Source organism: Alteromonas sp. S167 (assembly GCF_036864375.1).
Classification (GTDB): domain Bacteria; phylum Pseudomonadota; class Gammaproteobacteria; order Enterobacterales; family Alteromonadaceae; genus Alteromonas.
Genome location: NZ_JAZETR010000001.1, coordinates 349309 through 365065, shown reverse-complemented (window position 1 = coordinate 365065; position 15757 = coordinate 349309). Strand labels below are relative to the sequence as shown.

Here is a 15757-nt window from a genome sequence, read left to right as displayed (position 1 = left end):
AATGCCGATGTTGGATATTAAAAACCTTACGTTAGAAATGGGTAGTGGCGACAACACCATTAAAGCGCTGGACAAAGTTAACTTATCGGTAAGCAGTGGCGAAATTCGCGCATTAGTTGGAGAGTCGGGTTCAGGTAAAAGCCTTATCGTGTCAGCAATTTGTGGCGCACTTCCGGGCCAATGGCACCTAACCGCCGACCGCATGAGCTGGAATGGCGAAAACTTGCTTGGCATGTCTGTCTATCAGCGTCGAGAAGTAATGCGAAGGGAAATAGCGGTTGTGTTTCAAAACCCACAGGCATCCCTAGACCCCTCAGCCACATTGGGTGAGCAGTTAGCAGAGAGTATTCCAGAAGAATTTGTTGAAGGTAGCTGGTTTTGGCAGCGTGCGCAGCATCGAAAGAAAATTGCAATCAGCACCGTTCACAAGGTGGGTATAAAGCACCACAAACACTATTTAAGCGCCTACCCGCATCAAATACCTGCTGATATTGGTCAGAAGTTTATGATTGCAATGGCATTAGTGTCACAGCCAAAATTGCTTATTGCAGACGACCCTACTCGTGGAATGGAGCCGACAACAAAAGCACAAATATTGAAGTTGTTCACGCGTTTGAATCAAACTAAGTCGTTGTCTATTTTGTTTGTTAGCCACGACTTACTTGCAATTGCCAGTATGGCCCATTCCATGACCGTACTGTACGCTGGACAAACGGTAGAGTCGGGCAAAATGAAACATATTAAAAAGCGCCCGCTACATCCTTATACTCAAGCGTTGTTGGACAGTGCTCCAAGTTTTAGAAAAGACTTACCGCCTAAGTCCCATTTGCCAACGCTTGGTGGCTCAATACCCACGCTACAACATTTACCCATCGGCTGTCGATTGGGACCTAGATGCCCAAGAGCTCAGCGGGCATGCGTTCAAACGCCAGCAGTTAGGCGTATCCATGACCATAGCTACAGTTGCCACTATCCTTTGCATGTGGAGAAGCAGTAATGGACATAATGCAGGTTAAACAACTGTCGTTTGTACACAACGAAAAAAAGCGCTGGTTAAAGCGGCCTGAGATTTTTCAACTTGGGCCAGTAGATTTAAGCGTAAAACGTGGCGAAACTATTGCTATCATTGGTGAAAACCGCTCAGGTAAATCACTGTTAGCCAAGCTGCTCGTTGGTGCAGTGCCCGCCGATGCCGGTGAGATAGAAATAAATGCCCATAAATATGTAGCAAAATACCAATCGAAAGATAGCCAGCAAAAGCGTACTCACGACATACGTATGATATTGCAGCACAGCAGTGAATCGATGAATCCAGCGGTGCCTGTTGGCAAAATTCTAGATGAGCCATTAAGGCTAAACACAGACTTATCTGAAGCTGAACGAAAACCTATTATCGAGGATATGTTGGTAAAGGTTGGGCTTTTGCGCGAGCACTATTACTTCTACAGGCATATGCTGTCTGATGGACAACAACAGCGCGTTGCATTAGCTCGAGCCATTGTATTGAAGCCTAAAGTGCTCGTGGCCGACGAACCCTTTGCTGCGCTCGATCCGTCTATTCGCTCTCAAACGGTTAACCTAATATTAGAGCTGCAAAAGGAGCTGGGGTTAGCCTTCATTTTCATTAGTCACAACTTGGGGATTGTGCGCCACATTGCCGATAGGATTATTGTAATGGAGAACGGTGAAATTGTAGAAGAAGGTAAAACAGAAACCCTGTTTAGATGGCCACAGCACAGCCGCACGAAAAAGCTTGTATCAGCCTATCAGTCGTTGGTTCCCCAACACACTATTCGCTAGGCATGTTCGCCCAATCTACCCCACTTCACCCATCACATTAACCTACAAGAGCCAAAAGGATCCCCGCAGCTACAGCGCTACCTAAAACACCCGCAACGTTGGGGCCCATAGCATGCATTAAAAGAAAGTTGTGAGGGTTTGACTCAAGGCCAACCTTATTAACAACCCTAGCAGCCATAGGCACCGCAGAAACGCCTGCTGCACCAATTAATGGGTTAATGCTCCCGCCGGTCAGTCTACTCATCAGTTTAGCCATTAACACGCCTGCAGCCGTGCCAATAGCAAAGGCAATGGCACCTAGGCCTAAAATACCTAAGGTTTCAACGGTAAGAAATTGCTCGGCAGAAAGCTTAGAGCCCACAGCCAACCCTAAGAATATGGTTACGGTATTGATTAGCTCGTTTTGTGCCGTCTTGCTTAGGCGGTCTACAACACCACACTCTTTCATTAAATTACCAAAACAAAACATACCAACAAGTGGTGTTGCAGCAGGAAGGAACAGAATTGTCATAAACAGTACGGCTAACGGGAATATAATTTTCTCACGCTGTGACACCGGACGCAGTTGCCCCATCTTTATTTCACGCTCTTCTTTCGAGGTTAGCGCCTTCATGATCGGGGGCTGTATGATGGGAACCAGCGCCATATAAGAATACGCCGCCACCGCAATAGCGCCTAACAAATCAGGTGCAAGTCTAGATGCCAAGAAAATAGCGGTTGGGCCATCTGCACCACCAATAATGGCAATTGCGCTGGCGTCTTTTAACGTAAATTCAAAGCCCGGAACCAAGTTAAGCGCAATGGCACCAAACAAGGTGGCGAATATACCAAACTGAGCAGCCGCTCCTAACAGCAACATTTTAGGGTTGGCAATAAGCGCACTGAAATCGGTCATGGCACCAACACCCATAAAAATGAGCAATGGAAAAACACCGGTATCGATGCCGATTTTATAGATGTAATAAAGCAAACCACCTGCTTCAGAAAACCCTGCAAGCGGAATGTTTGTCAATAAAGCACCAAAACCAATGGGTAACAGTAACAGTGGCTCAAACTTTTTCACTATGGCTAAGTACAAAAGGCCAAAGCCAACGGCCATCATAATTAACTGGCCAGATTCAAAATGGGCCAGCGCTGTGCTGTCCCATAACACCATTAACTTTTCCATGCACTACCCCAATGTAATAAGCGGCTGACCACTAGAAACAGCGTCGCCCTCACCTACCATCACTGCGGTTACCGTTCCCTTAAATGCGGAACGAATTTCTGTTTCCATTTTCATGGCCTCTAAAATCATTACTATATCGCCCTCTTGCACCTCATCACCTTGACGCACCATGACTTTAAATACATTACCTGCTAGCGGCGCATCTATGCTCTGCGCTGATGAATTTGCCTGAGGGGCTTCTTCGTTTTGTGCGATACTTGCTGCTGTATTATCAGCAGAAGCACCCGAGTTAGATACTGGTTTAACGCTCTTCAGCGTTCCTGAAGGTGCGACTTCAACGTGATAAAGCTTTCCATCTACATTCACATCATACGTTGCTGTGCTTGTTGTACTTTGCGTCTGAGTAGCTTGTTTGTTTGTCGAGGCTTGTGCACTAGTTTGTGCTTTCGCATCATCGTCGTTGCTAGGTGCAGGCTCAAATGCATCCGGGTTGCCTCGATTCTCTAGAAACTTTAAGCCAATTTGAGGAAATAGCGCATAAGTCAGTACGTCATCAATTTTTTCATCGCACAACACAATGCCTTTTTTGGCTGCCAACGCATCCAGATCTGCGCTAAGTGATTCAATTTCAGGTTTAATGTTGTCTGCCGGTCTGCATGTAATCGGCTCGCCACCATCCAGCACGCGGTCTTGAAGTGCTTTGTTAACCGGTGCTGCAGTAGCGCCGTATTCGCCTTTTAAAACACCAGCGGTTTCTTTTGTAATGCTTTTATAGCGTTCGCCAGTAAGCACGTTAAGCACCGATTGCGTGCCTACGATTTGCGAAGTTGGTGTTACTAGCGGAATAAAGCCTAAATCTTCCCTCACTCTTGGAATTTCTTTTAATACATCTTCAAATTTATCTTGTGCACCTTGCTCTTTAAGCTGGCTTTCCATGTTGGTAAGCATGCCTCCTGGCACTTGAGCAACGAGAATACGCGCATCTACCCCTTTCAAGCTACCTTCAAACTTACTGTATTTTTTTCGAACCCCACGGAAATAGCTCGCTATCTCTTCTAACTCAGTTATTGCTATACCCGTATCCCGCTGGGTACCTTCAACAATAGACACTATTGTTTCTGTTGCGGTATGGCCGTATGTCATGCTCATTGGAGAAATAGCCGTGTCTAGCATATCAATACCCGCATCAATGGCCTTTTGATAAGTGGCAGTACTTAACCCTGTTGTTGCATGGCATTGCATTGCTATTGGCACGCTAACTGTTTCTTTTAAACCCGTGATAAGCGCCTCACAATCATAAGGCTTAAGTAAACCTGCCATATCTTTTATACAAATAGAATGAACACCCAAATCTTCTAGTTGCTTTGCCATTTCAAGCCACAATTTCAAGTTATGGACAGGGCTTACCGTATAAGAGATGGTACCTTGGGCATGTGCACCTGTATCGATGGTTGCTTTAATGGCTGTTTTTAAATTTCGTACATCATTCATTGCATCGAAAATACGAAAAACATCTACGCCGTTATCGTGTGCACGTTCGACAAAGCGAGTTACGACATCGTCTGCATAGTGACGATACCCCAACAAGTTTTGTCCTCGCAGCAGCATTTGCTGCTTGGTATTGGGCATCGCAGCCTTTAGCTTTCTTATACGTTCCCACGGATCTTCGCCAAGATAGCGAATACAGGCATCAAATGTTGCCCCGCCCCACGATTCAACTGACCAAAAGCCAGCTTTATCAAGTTGCTGCGCAATAGGCAGCATATCCTCAATTCGCAAACGGGTTGCTAATAACGATTGATGAGCGTCGCGCAGGACTAACTCGGTTAACGCTAGGGGCTTAGACATGTTTGCTCCAAGAGAAATTAAGACTTAGTTGAATTATGATGAGTATGGATGGCTGCAGATATTGCTGCAATAACTTTACCGTCAACACCTGACCGAGTGACTTGTGGAGTAGGTGCTGAGCTTGTTTTCACGTTTTCTACGTTACCGGGAAATATTTCGCAAAACCGTGCAATAAGGTGAATTCCAATAATAAGCAAACCAAGGAATGAAAATACAAACACCATTCCGATAAGCATAAGTGAACCAGCCTCTAAAAGTAAGCTAGCAACGGATTCTGGATTCATTTTAAGCCATGTTGTAGTTTTAACCTTTAACTAGTATCACTACGTTTTTAATAAAAATCAAAAGCGAATAAATTTAGGCCGTAAGCAGCAAGCAAAGCAGTAACATGATGAGCGTAAGTAGCTTGCTCAATGCACCCCAATATTGTTAGTAAAATCGTTGTCGAGCTCTTTGGCAAACTCTTTAGCATGCATCGCCACCAACTCGAGTTGCATATGTATTTCATCCTCGGGAACGTAAGAGGGCACGTTCTTAGGGGTTCCGTCTTTATCGACTGCCATGAAAGTAATAAAACAACGATTAGACACGCTCATATTGTCATCTGTGGCGTCTCCTGCTTTCACGACAACATATATATGCATACTGGAGGCCCCCGTGTGTACTAAACAAGCGTTGATTTCTACAAGTTGACCTACTTTTATTGGTTTTATAAAACGGATCCCATTTGCAGACACAGTGACACAATAACATTTTGACCACTGTGCGGCACAGGCATACGCGGCTTGATCTATCCATTTCATAACAATGCCGCCATGTACATTACCACCAAAATTGACGTCTGTAGGTTCAGCCAGAAATCGGAACGTGGTTATTGGATGCGTCATAACAAACCTCTCTTTGAATACAGCAGAGTTACATGATTCATATTAAGTTTAGTTTAATTTTTAAACGACGCGCTTAGACAATAGTGGAAACGTCAATATCCTCTTCGACACGCTTTAAGATCACATGACGTTTTTTGAATAGATAATATGCTGTAAGTATTCTAAAGCTTGTGACTAGTCGGAAGCACAGGGCAAAGCCCGAAGCACTTACAGCGAGTTCGAACAACCCTGTGAAATATTGATATTTTTGCAGAGGTATAAAAAAACCCACCTCAATGAGGTGGGCTTTTTTAATGTGGCGCGTGTGGAAGGATTCGAACCTCCGACCGCCTGGTTCGTAGCCAGGTACTCTATCCAGCTGAGCTACACACGCGTTAACTTGTATACTTCCGATTTTCACATCGAAAGGTGACGCTTTAAAATAAGTGGCGCGTGTGGAAGGATTCGAACCTCCGACCGCCTGGTTCGTAGCCAGGTACTCTATCCAGCTGAGCTACACACGCGCAAAAACTTTTTTGTTGACCGCCACTACCAACGAATAATGGCGGAGAGGGAGGGATTCGAACCCTCGATACGCGTATATGCGTATGGTTCCTTAGCAGGGAACTGGTTTCAGCCACTCACCCACCTCTCCGTAAGTGCGGGGTGCATTTTACGGATTCATGGCCTTGAGTCAAACCTTTTTTATAAAGAAAATGTTCGCTCGCTGGCTTTTTATTCGATTCGTTCAAAAAAGAGGTGTTTTGTATAGCTAACATACAATTCATCTTTGATTAGCTAGGGTTTTCTTAATTTAACACTGCACTTTTCTGTTGTAAGTTTAAGCAGTAATTTGTGTTTGTGCGTCGAAATTCCTTAAAAAAATAAATTTATTTGAAAATTATTTTAGTTTTTTTCAAAGACGACACGTTTTCACATAAAAAATTGAAACTAAAAGCGCCATATTTATGAGATTTTGACAATGCCACATCCGCATTTTTTACATAGCTTGTAATAGGTAGTGAATATAGCGTCTATTTAAATATCACTTTGCAGAAGTGCTTACTAGAAACAAAAAAGGCCAGCTTTCGCTGACCTTTCCAATGAAGAGTATTATGCAATTACTCAGCAGTATCAGGCTGACCGCCTTTCTCCGCTTGAATGCGCATGTATATTTCTTCACGGTGCACAGAAACTTCTTTTGGTGCATTAACACCGATTCGTACCTGATTCCCTTTTACACCTAGTACAGTGACAGTTACGTCGTCACCAACCATAAGCGTTTCACCAACTCGACGAGTCAAAATAAGCATTCGCTTGCTCCTGTTCCTTATATATGAACATATCCTTTTACTTTCGCTTTTACAGGCACGACCCCGTAAAAGCAGCAGTGGTTCCCTGTTTCTGTGTCACTTCAAAAACTCACTGTTATTCACAAAATAATTATAGCTTATCTTGCAACCATGCGTTAACCGAATCTAGTGCAGCTGGAAGACTTTCTGGCTTATCGCCACCCGCTTGAGCCATATCAGGACGGCCGCCGCCCTTTCCACCAACCTGTGAAGCCACGAAATTAACTAATTCACCCGCTTTCACTTTTGACGTTAGATTCTTCGTAACACCAGCAATAAGGTTTACTTTTGCATCACCTGCTACACCTAGTACTACGATACCCTCGCCAATTCGGTTTTTAATGTCATCCATCATTGAGCGTAAAGACTTCGCCTCAACACCCTCTAAATTAGCAACGAGAACCTTAACGCCATTTATTTCCACTGCACTACTAAGCATATCAGCACCCTGCTGACTCGCCAGCTTTTGTTTGGCAGAATTAAGCGCTTTTTCTAGTTCTTTAGTTTGATTTTGTAATGCTGTAACGCGTTCTACTACGTTTTGACTATCTGTTTTTAGTAAAGCAGATAACGAAGACAGCGTCGCTTGCTGAGCTTGAACTACGTCCATTGCCTGTACGCCGGTTACTGCTTCAATACGTCTTACGCCAGATGCAATGCCTGCTTCACTGGTAATTTTAAACAAGCCAATATCACCTGTGCGCGTTACGTGAGTACCGCCGCAAAGCTCTACTGAGAATGGCCCCATAGTAACAACGCGTACTTTCTCGTCGTACTTTTCACCAAATAGTGCCATTGCACCAGACGCTTTCGCCTCATCCAGTTCCATCAATTCAGTAGCAAGAGAATGGTTTGCACGAATCTCTTCGTTAACGCGACGCTCTATTTCAGCAAGCTGCTGTGCAGTTACTGCTTCAAAATGGGAGAAGTCAAAGCGAAGGCGAGGTGCCTCAACCAGGGAGCCCTTCTGTGTAACATGCTCGCCTAATATTTCACGAAGCGCGGCGTGCAATAAGTGCGTTGCACTGTGGTTTTTCTTAATGGCTTCGCGATTTGCCGCATCAATAGCAGCAGTAGCAGTGTCGCCCTTTGAAACCGATCCTATTACTACACCTTTATGTGCAAAAGCATTACCCATTTTCTGCGTGTCTGAAACAATAAACTCACCGTTAGCCAAACGTAAAACACCTTTATCGCCCGCTTGGCCACCACTTTCAGCATAAAATGGCGTACTGTCTAGCACCACTACACCTTCTTGCCCATCGCTTAGGCTGTCTACAAACGCGTTATCAGCAATGAGCTCTACCACGTTTGCTTGACCTTCTACGTCGGTATAACCAGTAAACGCAGTGGTGTGTTCAATCGCCAGCTTATTGTTGTAATCGGCACCAAAGTTACTTGCTTGCTGAGCACGCGCGCGCTGAGCTTGCATAGCAGCCTCAAAACCCTCTTCATCAATTTTAAGCTCGTGCTCACGCGCAACATCGTTAGTTAGATCAGTAGGGAAACCATAGGTATCGTAAAGTTTAAATACTACGTCACCTGGTATAGTGTCGCCTTCCAAGCCTTCAAGAGTGTCGTTTAGCATGGCCATACCGCGAGCCAGTGTTTTGCTAAATTGCTCTTCTTCAACGCGTAATACTTTTTCTACTACCGGCAACTGGTCTACAAGTTCTGGATACGCTTCGCCCATTTCTTTTGCTAATGAGGCAACCAACTTGTAGAAGAAAATGTCGTTCGCACCCATTTTGTAACCGTGACGAACCGCACGACGAATAATACGGCGCAGTACATAACCACGTCCTTCATTAGATGGCATCACACCATCGCAAATAAGGAAGCTACAAGAGCGAATGTGGTCGGCGATAACACGAAGAGATTTATTTTCTAAATCGTCTGTGCCAACAATAGATGCTGCAGATTTAATTAGGTTTTGGAACAGGTCAATTTCATAGTTACTATGAACGTTTTGTAAAATAGCAGAAATACGCTCTAGTCCCATTCCCGTATCGATAGAAGGTTTAGGCAGAGGTTCCATGGTACCGTCAGCTTGCTTGTTAAACTGCATGAATACCAAGTTCCAGATCTCGATGAATCGATCGCCATCTTCTTCAGGTGTTCCAGGAGGTCCACCCCAAATGTGTTCGCCGTGGTCGTAAAAGATTTCAGAACACGGACCACAAGGGCCAGTATCCCCCATAGACCAAAAGTTATCAGATGTACTGATGCGGATAATTTTTTCTTTTGGTACACCAATATGGTTTTCCCATATATCAAACGCTTCATCGTCTTCCGAGTATACGGTTACTAACAGCTTCTCTTTTGGTAAACCTACTTCTTTAGTTAAGAATGTCCACGCAAATTCGATGGCCTCTTTTTTGAAATAATCGCCAAAACTAAAATTGCCCAGCATTTCAAAAAAGGTATGGTGACGGGCAGTATAACCAACGTTTTCAAGGTCGTTGTGCTTACCACCTGCGCGAACACATCGCTGCGATGACACCGCACGAGTATAGCTGCGCTTTTCAGCGCCTAGAAACGTGTCTTTAAACTGGTTCATGCCCGCGTTGGTAAAAAGAAGCGTGGGATCATCTGCTGGTACCAGTGACGAACTTGCCACTGCTTGGTGGCCATGACTTTTGAAATATTCTATAAACTTGTTACGCAAGTCAGCAGTTGATAATGTCATTGAAAACCTAACTTCCTTTATTCTATTAAATGGGTGTGCACCGCTTAAGCGAGAAGCGTTTTACATGTATTAAACCATGCTTGGCGTGCCCCGTAATATCAAAGTAAGGGGACGGGTGCTTTTATATGCACAGATTTGCGCAACAATACCATGGAAAGCGCGTTTCTGTTAAGACCAAGCAAGCGCTCGTTAGCATAATTTTGACGTATATATTATGTGTGATGGCTGATATTCACTGAATTAGTCGCTGCTTACCGCATAGTCAATGTGCTCTTGATAAAAACCACGGTACTGTAGAAACTGCTTTTGCTTTAGACGAGCGGCATAGTCGGTCTCATAAAATTCGCCAAACTTTTTAATTTTTACCGTCTTTGCACTTTCAAACCAATCAGCATCGATTTCTTCTAATGCCTGATGAGCGCAATACTCATCAACACCGTATTGTTGCAGGTCGAGTTTTATGGTTCTGGGCCCTTTCCCCTTCAGGTAAAGCGCTCTTGCTCGACTTTCGGCAAACCTTGCATCGCTTTGTATATCAGCTGTTCTGAACTCTTCTAGAATGTCGATAAAGTCTTCTATTGGCATACCTTTTTGCTTTAACTTTCTAACGATTTCGTTATAGCTATGTTCTCGTCGTGCCAACATGCGAGTAATCGCGTCGGTAATGATTTTTCTATCAAACTCTGACATTTTGTGTGAACTTACTCTGAATATTATGACGTATTACTGTATTTTACAGATGTTATTAGCAAGATCAGTCTGATTTTGGAATTTCGCGTTCATACTGCAACGCTTTACCGCTTTCATCTTGCTACAAAAGAGCGTCCTTGCGAACTTCATGAATTATAGAATAACCACCTTTAGCCAGATATCGCAGGTATCTAAATCTGATTGGAATTCCCTTGCGAAAGGTGCTGGGCCTTTCCTTCAATATGATTTTTTACATGCACTTGAGCAAACAGGTTGCTGTAATAGTGAAACAGGCTGGGAACCTTGCCATGTTGTTATTTTTTCAGATGATAAAATGGTTGGTGCTATTCCTGGATACCTTAAAACACACAGTTACGGTGAGTATGTTTTCGACCATGCATGGGCAAACGCCTATCACCAACATGGTTTATCGTATTACCCAAAATGGATTGCTGCTATACCGTTTACCCCTGTAACTGGCGCTAGATTACTTACGCACGATGAGAGCCTTGTGACGCCTGCGCTGCTAAACGACATTAGCAATACTCTGCAAACCTACACAAAATCTGCATATGACGAAGCGCTTTCTTCGATGCACTGGCTATTTACATCGCAAGAACAACAAGCGCTTTTAATGCAAAATTCTACAAATTTAGTGCGTCATGCGGTGCAGTTTCAGTGGCACAACTACAACTATTCGCAGTTTGACGATTTTCTTAGCGCACTTACATCAAGAAAACGTAAAGACATCAAAAAACTGCGACGTAAACATCAAGAAGCTGGTATTCATTTTAGCTATCACAGCGGTGACGATATACAAACTGACACGCTCGCATTTTTTATAGAGTGTTACCAAGCAACCTATTTAAAACGAAGCGGACATACTGGGTACCTAAACGATGCTTTCTTTAGCAGTTTGCACAACACCATGCGTGATAACATGCTCATAGTTGTTGCCCATCAAAACCAGCAGCCAGTAGCTAGCGCGCTTTTCTTTTACGACACAACAGGTTTGTACGGTCGTTATTGGGGCGCATTGAAAGAGATTGACGGCTTACATTTTGCCTGTTGCTACTTTGAAGGTATTGAATTTGCCATTGCTAACAAGCTGCCTCATTTTAGTCCTGGCACGCAGGGAGAGCACAAAATACTGCGTGGTTTTGAACCTATCTATTGTTATTCAAACCACCAGCTTTTTGAGCCAGCATTTGCTAATGCTGTGGCGCAGTTTTTACAGCAAGAAACACAACATCTTGCAAACTATTTTAATCAGGCTCGGAATGCATTACCGTTTAATCAGGAATTCGTGCCTTTATTAAAAACAACACGTGTTAAACACCCTAACGACGACACGCATAACCACAACGAGAAAAACTATGAAATATAACTTACTTGCCGTTGCTATAGCGGCATCACTGGGCCTTGCTGGCTGCGGTCAACCTGAACAAGCAAAAGAGCAAACAGTAAAAGTTGAAGCACCTGAGGTGAAAGGCGAAGCTGAGCTGGGATCATTCGGTGTAGACTTAACAGCACGTAACGAAGCTGTTAAACCTGGCGATGACTTCTTTATGTATGCCAGCGGCACCTGGTATGACAACTACGAGCTACCCGCTGACAAGACTCGCTTTGGCGCGTTTACTGCGCTTGCTGAGCGCAGTGAAGAGCAAGTTAAAAACATTATCGATGGTTTACTGGAAAAAACATCGTTAAACGCCGAAGAGCAACTTGTACATGACTTTTTTGTAGCCTACATGGACACAGACACCATCAATGAGAAAGGCATTACGCCAATTACTGATGTACTGCAATCTATTGATGGCATTGAAAACACTACAGATCTTACTGCAGCGTTTGGTAAAAGTTGGCTAGTTGGCTCCAAAACGCCTATTGCAGGTGGCATGTGGTACAACCGCCTAGATCCCAACGAATACCAGCTTAGTGTTGGCGTAAGTGGCTTAGGCCTTCCAGACCGTGATTACTACTTAAGCGACGCTGAGCGTTTCGTAGATATTCGCAACGCCTATGTTGCTCATATCGAACAAATGCTTAACTTTGCGGGTGTAGAAAATGCAGCGGAGAAAGCGGCGAACATCTTAGCGCTTGAAACACAAATTGCTGAAGTACAATGGCCACGTGAGAAGCGTCGTAACCGTGATTTAACGTTAAATCAAATAGACCGCAGTGAGCTTTCAGACGAATACCCGGGTTTTGATTGGGACACCTTATTCGCGCAAACAGGTTATAAAGTACCTGCGCTTAACATTACACAGCCTGAGCCAGTAAAAGAAGTTATTAAGCTTATCAATGAAGCCGACCTAGCTGACTGGAAAGCCTATTTGAAATATCACACAATTTCGAATAACGCAGGCTTTCTCTCAGAAGAGATTTACCTTGCTAACTTCGACTTCTTTGGTCGCACGTTAAGTGGGCAACAAGAGCCTCGCCCGCGCTGGAAGCGTGCAGTTAGTCAAATGTCTGGCACTGAATCTCTGGGTTTCGCTATTGGTAAAATTTACGTAAACGAATACTTCCCAGAAAGCTCTAAAACACAAATGGCAGAATTGGTTGAAAACCTTCGTACCGCATTAGGTGAGCGCATCGACAATCTTGATTGGATGGGTGAAGAAACCAAGGTAAATGCAAAAGAAAAGCTAATGGCGTTTAACCCGAAAATTGGGTATCCAGATGAATGGCAGTCGTTTGAAGGACTAACAATTTCAGACAAAGACCTTATCGGCAACGTAAGAGGTTTGCGTGAATTCTTTCAAGCACAATCCGTTGAACGTGAACTTGAGAAAACTGACCGCAATCGTTGGGGTATGACACCACAGCGCGTAAATGCCTACTACAATAGCTCGTTTAACGAAATTGTATTCCCAGCAGCCATTTTACAACCTCCGTTCTTCGATCCTAATGCTGATGCGGCTGTAAACTATGGTGCCATTGGTGCGGTTATCGGCCACGAAATGGGGCATGGATTCGATGACCAAGGTTCAAAGTCTGATGCAAATGGTATTCAGCGTAACTGGTGGACAGACTCTGACCGTGCAGCTTTTGAAGAAAAAGCGGACATGCTTGCAGAGCAATACAGTCAGTACGAGCCCATTGAAGGTAACTTCGTAAACGGCCGAAACAGCTTGGGTGAAAATATCGGTGATGTGGGTGGTCTAGCAATGGCATACCACGCTTATAAGCTTAGCTTGAACGGCGAAGAAGCACCGGTAATTGATGGTTTAACAGGCGATCAGCGTTTCTTCTTGGCATGGGCACAAGTGTGGAAAGAAAAGCGCACCGAGCAAAGCATGCTTAACCAACTACGTGCTGGTACTCACGCACCGGGACGCTACCGTGCACAAGCACCGCGTAATCACGACGCGTGGTACAAAGCATTTAATGTACAACCAGGTGATGCACTGTACTTACCTCCTGAAGAGCGTGTACGCATTTGGTAATAGGTTTATAAACCAATAAAAAAGCCCTCCAATTGGAGGGCTTTTTAGTATCTGGAGTATTTAAGTGCTCAGTGTCTGAGACTTAACAAATTCTAAGACTGCGCTGCGGTTTGAAAGCTAGCTTGTGTGCTCTCAGTTCCCGCTACATTCTTTTTTGCATGTAACAATGCCTCGTGTAGCGTTGCGTAATTAGGAATGCCTGGATGCGCTTCATTAACGCCTTCAAGTACCTTGTTTACTTCTTCGTTTGCACCACAGATTAATAACTGTCTACCTGCAGCCAAGGCATCAGAAGTTACGGTATCAACCGCCATTGCTGCAGACACGTCCATTAACGGTACACGAGAGAAATCTAGAATTGTGAATTTAGAGCCTGGCTTCACGCGCTCACGCACGTGGTGACCTAAATCGGCTGCCGCACCAAAACTTAACGGACCGCCAAAGCTGAAAATAGACACTTTACCTTTCAGCGACTCAAGAAGCTTGTTCTCAGCAGGGTCATTCAATGACTCTGGAATTTTATTAAGCTCTTCAATTTGAAGCCTCGCGATTTGCTTCACGTAAGCAAGTGCAGCGAATACAACGCCAACACCAACTGCAGTAATCAGGTCAACGAACACAGTAAGACCAAGAACCATTAGCATAAGCGCGAAGTCCCAGCGAGGGCCTTTGTGTGCGCGTTTCAGGTAGCTCCAATCAATAATATCTAGGCCTACTTTAACCAGGATACCAGCAAGTACTGCGTGAGGGATTTGAGCGGCAAGAGGGCTTAAGCCTAACACGATTGCTAGCAGTACTAATGCGTGAGTCATTCCAGAAATATTGTACTTACCGCCGCTTCGGATATTAACCACGGTACGCATGGTTGCACCTGCACCTGCGATACCACCAATTAAACCCGCAAAAGTATTACCAATACCCTGACCGATAAGCTCTTTATTACTGTCGTGACGTGTGCGCGTCATGTTGTCCGCAACCAACGATGTTAGCAAGCTATCAATTGCGCCCAGAACAGCAAGTATAAAGGCAGCTTCTAAGATAAGTAATGCTTTGCTTTGGTCAAACACCGGTAGATGTAAACTTGGAAGACCTGTTGGAATATCACCTAGTACAGGTACTGACAATGCTAAGCTCACCAACGTACCGATAATTAGTGCAGCAAGTGCGCCAGGAACAAACTTACCTAGTGCAGGTGGCCACTTATAGGCAATAACCAAAGTACCTAGGCCCAGTGCAAGCGTAATAAAGTCGATATCAGCTAACGCAGTCGGAAGGTATGTAAGTGCACCAATTGTGCCGCCCGGAGGCTCGTGCCCCAATAAACGACCAATTTGAAGAATAATAATGATGGCACCGATACCAGACATGAAGCCAGAGATAACCGGATAAGGAACTAGGCGGATATATTGACCCACCCCTAAAACACCAAACACTATCTGGAAAATACCGGCCAATATAACCGCCGTAAAGATAAGGCTAGCATCGCCAGACAAACTAGCAAACAAACCCGCTAGAACAACCACCATTGGGCCAGTAGGACCAGATATCTGAGCAGGTGTACCGCCAAATAATGCGGCAAAGAAACCTACTGCAATAGCGCCATACAGACCAGCCATTGGGCCAAGACCAGAAGCAACACCAAGCGCAAGCGCGAGTGGCAGGGCAACGATACCGGCGGTTAAACCACCCGTAAGATCGCCTCGAATATTAGATAGATTAATTTTGACCATATTTCTTCGCCCCTTTGAGGTCGGCTACAGCGGAAATAACGTGATCCATTAATAGCTCCCAATTAAATAGTTTTTATCATTATGTTAATACTTTAGTGTCACTTGATAGATTAATAGTTTAATATACCAGTTCGCGATAGCCATTTACTATCATGTGGCTAA

At 44.4% G+C, this 15757-nt stretch carries 12 protein-coding genes and 3 tRNA genes; 4 read left to right on the top strand and 11 right to left on the bottom strand.

Translation table 11 applies throughout. The features are described from left to right. The first annotated feature begins 1 nt into the window (after nt 1). Nucleotides 2-997 (top strand): peptide ABC transporter ATP-binding protein, encoded by a 996-nt coding sequence (locus V7R35_RS01510; protein ID WP_334012844.1) that lies wholly within the window; start codon nt 2-4, stop codon nt 995-997. Next, nucleotides 997-1800 carry an ATP-binding cassette domain-containing protein gene (locus V7R35_RS01505; RefSeq protein ID WP_334012843.1) on the top strand — a complete coding sequence of 268 codons (804 nt, stop codon included), beginning with the start codon at nt 997-999 and terminating at the stop codon, nt 1798-1800. The genes V7R35_RS01510 and V7R35_RS01505 overlap by 1 nt, the downstream gene beginning before the upstream one ends. Before the next feature lie 37 nt (nt 1801-1837). Here V7R35_RS01505 and V7R35_RS01500 read toward each other — a convergent pair whose 3' ends face one another. The 10 genes from V7R35_RS01500 to V7R35_RS01455 form a co-directional block, all read right to left on the bottom strand. After that, nucleotides 1838-2968: a sodium ion-translocating decarboxylase subunit beta gene (locus V7R35_RS01500; protein WP_334012841.1), complete on the bottom strand. Its 1131-nt coding sequence runs from the start codon at nt 2966-2968 to the stop codon at nt 1838-1840. A 3-nt stretch (nt 2969-2971) separates the two neighbouring features. Next, the gene (oadA, locus tag V7R35_RS01495) at nt 2972-4816 is read right to left on the bottom strand and encodes a sodium-extruding oxaloacetate decarboxylase subunit alpha (RefSeq protein WP_334012839.1); all 1845 of its coding nucleotides are present in this window, start codon (nt 4814-4816) and stop codon (nt 2972-2974) included. A gap of 17 nt (nt 4817-4833) precedes the next feature. Then, entirely contained in the window at nt 4834-5100 is a 267-nt protein-coding gene (locus tag V7R35_RS01490; protein ID WP_334012838.1) for an OadG family protein, read from the bottom strand. A gap of 126 nt (nt 5101-5226) precedes the next feature. After that, on the bottom strand, nt 5227-5703 hold the full coding sequence (locus tag V7R35_RS01485; protein ID WP_334012836.1) for an acyl-CoA thioesterase: 477 nt from the start codon (nt 5701-5703) through the stop codon (nt 5227-5229). Between the two features lie 296 nt (nt 5704-5999). Further along, nucleotides 6000-6076: transfer RNA gene (locus tag V7R35_RS01480), tRNA-Arg, on the bottom strand. Nucleotides 6077-6129: 53 nt separating this feature from the next. Continuing rightward, nucleotides 6130-6206, bottom strand: a tRNA-Arg gene (locus V7R35_RS01475). 39 nt (nt 6207-6245) lie between these two features. Continuing rightward, nucleotides 6246-6337: transfer RNA gene (locus V7R35_RS01470), tRNA-Ser, on the bottom strand. A gap of 466 nt (nt 6338-6803) precedes the next feature. Then, on the bottom strand, nt 6804-6995 hold the full coding sequence (gene csrA, locus V7R35_RS01465) for a carbon storage regulator CsrA (RefSeq protein WP_334012835.1): 192 nt from the start codon (nt 6993-6995) through the stop codon (nt 6804-6806). A gap of 130 nt (nt 6996-7125) precedes the next feature. Continuing rightward, nucleotides 7126-9723, bottom strand: a complete 2598-nt coding sequence (gene alaS, locus V7R35_RS01460; RefSeq protein ID WP_334012834.1) for an alanine--tRNA ligase — start codon at nt 9721-9723, stop codon at nt 7126-7128. A gap of 240 nt (nt 9724-9963) precedes the next feature. Next, nucleotides 9964-10413, bottom strand: a complete 450-nt coding sequence (locus V7R35_RS01455; protein ID WP_334012833.1) for a regulatory protein RecX — start codon at nt 10411-10413, stop codon at nt 9964-9966. 148 nt (nt 10414-10561) lie between these two features. Here V7R35_RS01455 and V7R35_RS01450 point away from each other — a divergent pair, with 148 nt between their 5' ends. Together V7R35_RS01450 and V7R35_RS01445 are read left to right on the top strand one after the other, a co-directional pair. Continuing rightward, nucleotides 10562-11800: a GNAT family N-acetyltransferase gene (locus tag V7R35_RS01450; RefSeq protein WP_334012832.1), complete on the top strand. Its 1239-nt coding sequence runs from the start codon at nt 10562-10564 to the stop codon at nt 11798-11800. Beyond that, the gene (locus tag V7R35_RS01445; protein WP_334012831.1) at nt 11790-13865 is read left to right on the top strand and encodes a M13 family metallopeptidase; all 2076 of its coding nucleotides are present in this window, start codon (nt 11790-11792) and stop codon (nt 13863-13865) included. The genes V7R35_RS01450 and V7R35_RS01445 overlap by 11 nt, the downstream gene beginning before the upstream one ends. A 92-nt stretch (nt 13866-13957) precedes the next feature. Here V7R35_RS01445 and V7R35_RS01440 read toward each other — a convergent pair whose 3' ends face one another. Further along, nucleotides 13958-15595: a SulP family inorganic anion transporter gene (locus V7R35_RS01440; protein ID WP_334012830.1), complete on the bottom strand. Its 1638-nt coding sequence runs from the start codon at nt 15593-15595 to the stop codon at nt 13958-13960. Nucleotides 15596-15757 lie beyond the last annotated feature (162 nt).

Coding starts and splice junctions, on each gene's coding strand:
- V7R35_RS01485 (WP_334012836.1), bottom strand. CDS start 5,703: ATGACGCATCCAATAACCACGTTCCGATTTCTGGCTGAACCTACAGAC.
- alaS (WP_334012834.1), bottom strand. CDS start 9,723: ATGACATTATCAACTGCTGACTTGCGTAACAAGTTTATAGAATATTTC.
- V7R35_RS01505 (WP_334012843.1), top strand. CDS start 997: ATGGACATAATGCAGGTTAAACAACTGTCGTTTGTACACAACGAAAAA.
- csrA (WP_334012835.1), bottom strand. CDS start 6,995: ATGCTTATTTTGACTCGTCGAGTTGGTGAAACGCTTATGGTTGGTGAC.
- V7R35_RS01445 (WP_334012831.1), top strand. CDS start 11,790: ATGAAATATAACTTACTTGCCGTTGCTATAGCGGCATCACTGGGCCTT.
- V7R35_RS01450 (WP_334012832.1), top strand. CDS start 10,562: ATGAATTATAGAATAACCACCTTTAGCCAGATATCGCAGGTATCTAAA.
- V7R35_RS01455 (WP_334012833.1), bottom strand. CDS start 10,413: ATGTCAGAGTTTGATAGAAAAATCATTACCGACGCGATTACTCGCATG.
- oadA (WP_334012839.1), bottom strand. CDS start 4,816: ATGTCTAAGCCCCTAGCGTTAACCGAGTTAGTCCTGCGCGACGCTCAT.
- V7R35_RS01510 (WP_334012844.1), top strand. CDS start 2: ATGCCGATGTTGGATATTAAAAACCTTACGTTAGAAATGGGTAGTGGC.
- V7R35_RS01440 (WP_334012830.1), bottom strand. CDS start 15,595: ATGGTCAAAATTAATCTATCTAATATTCGAGGCGATCTTACGGGTGGT.
- V7R35_RS01490 (WP_334012838.1), bottom strand. CDS start 5,100: ATGAATCCAGAATCCGTTGCTAGCTTACTTTTAGAGGCTGGTTCACTT.
- V7R35_RS01500 (WP_334012841.1), bottom strand. CDS start 2,968: ATGGAAAAGTTAATGGTGTTATGGGACAGCACAGCGCTGGCCCATTTT.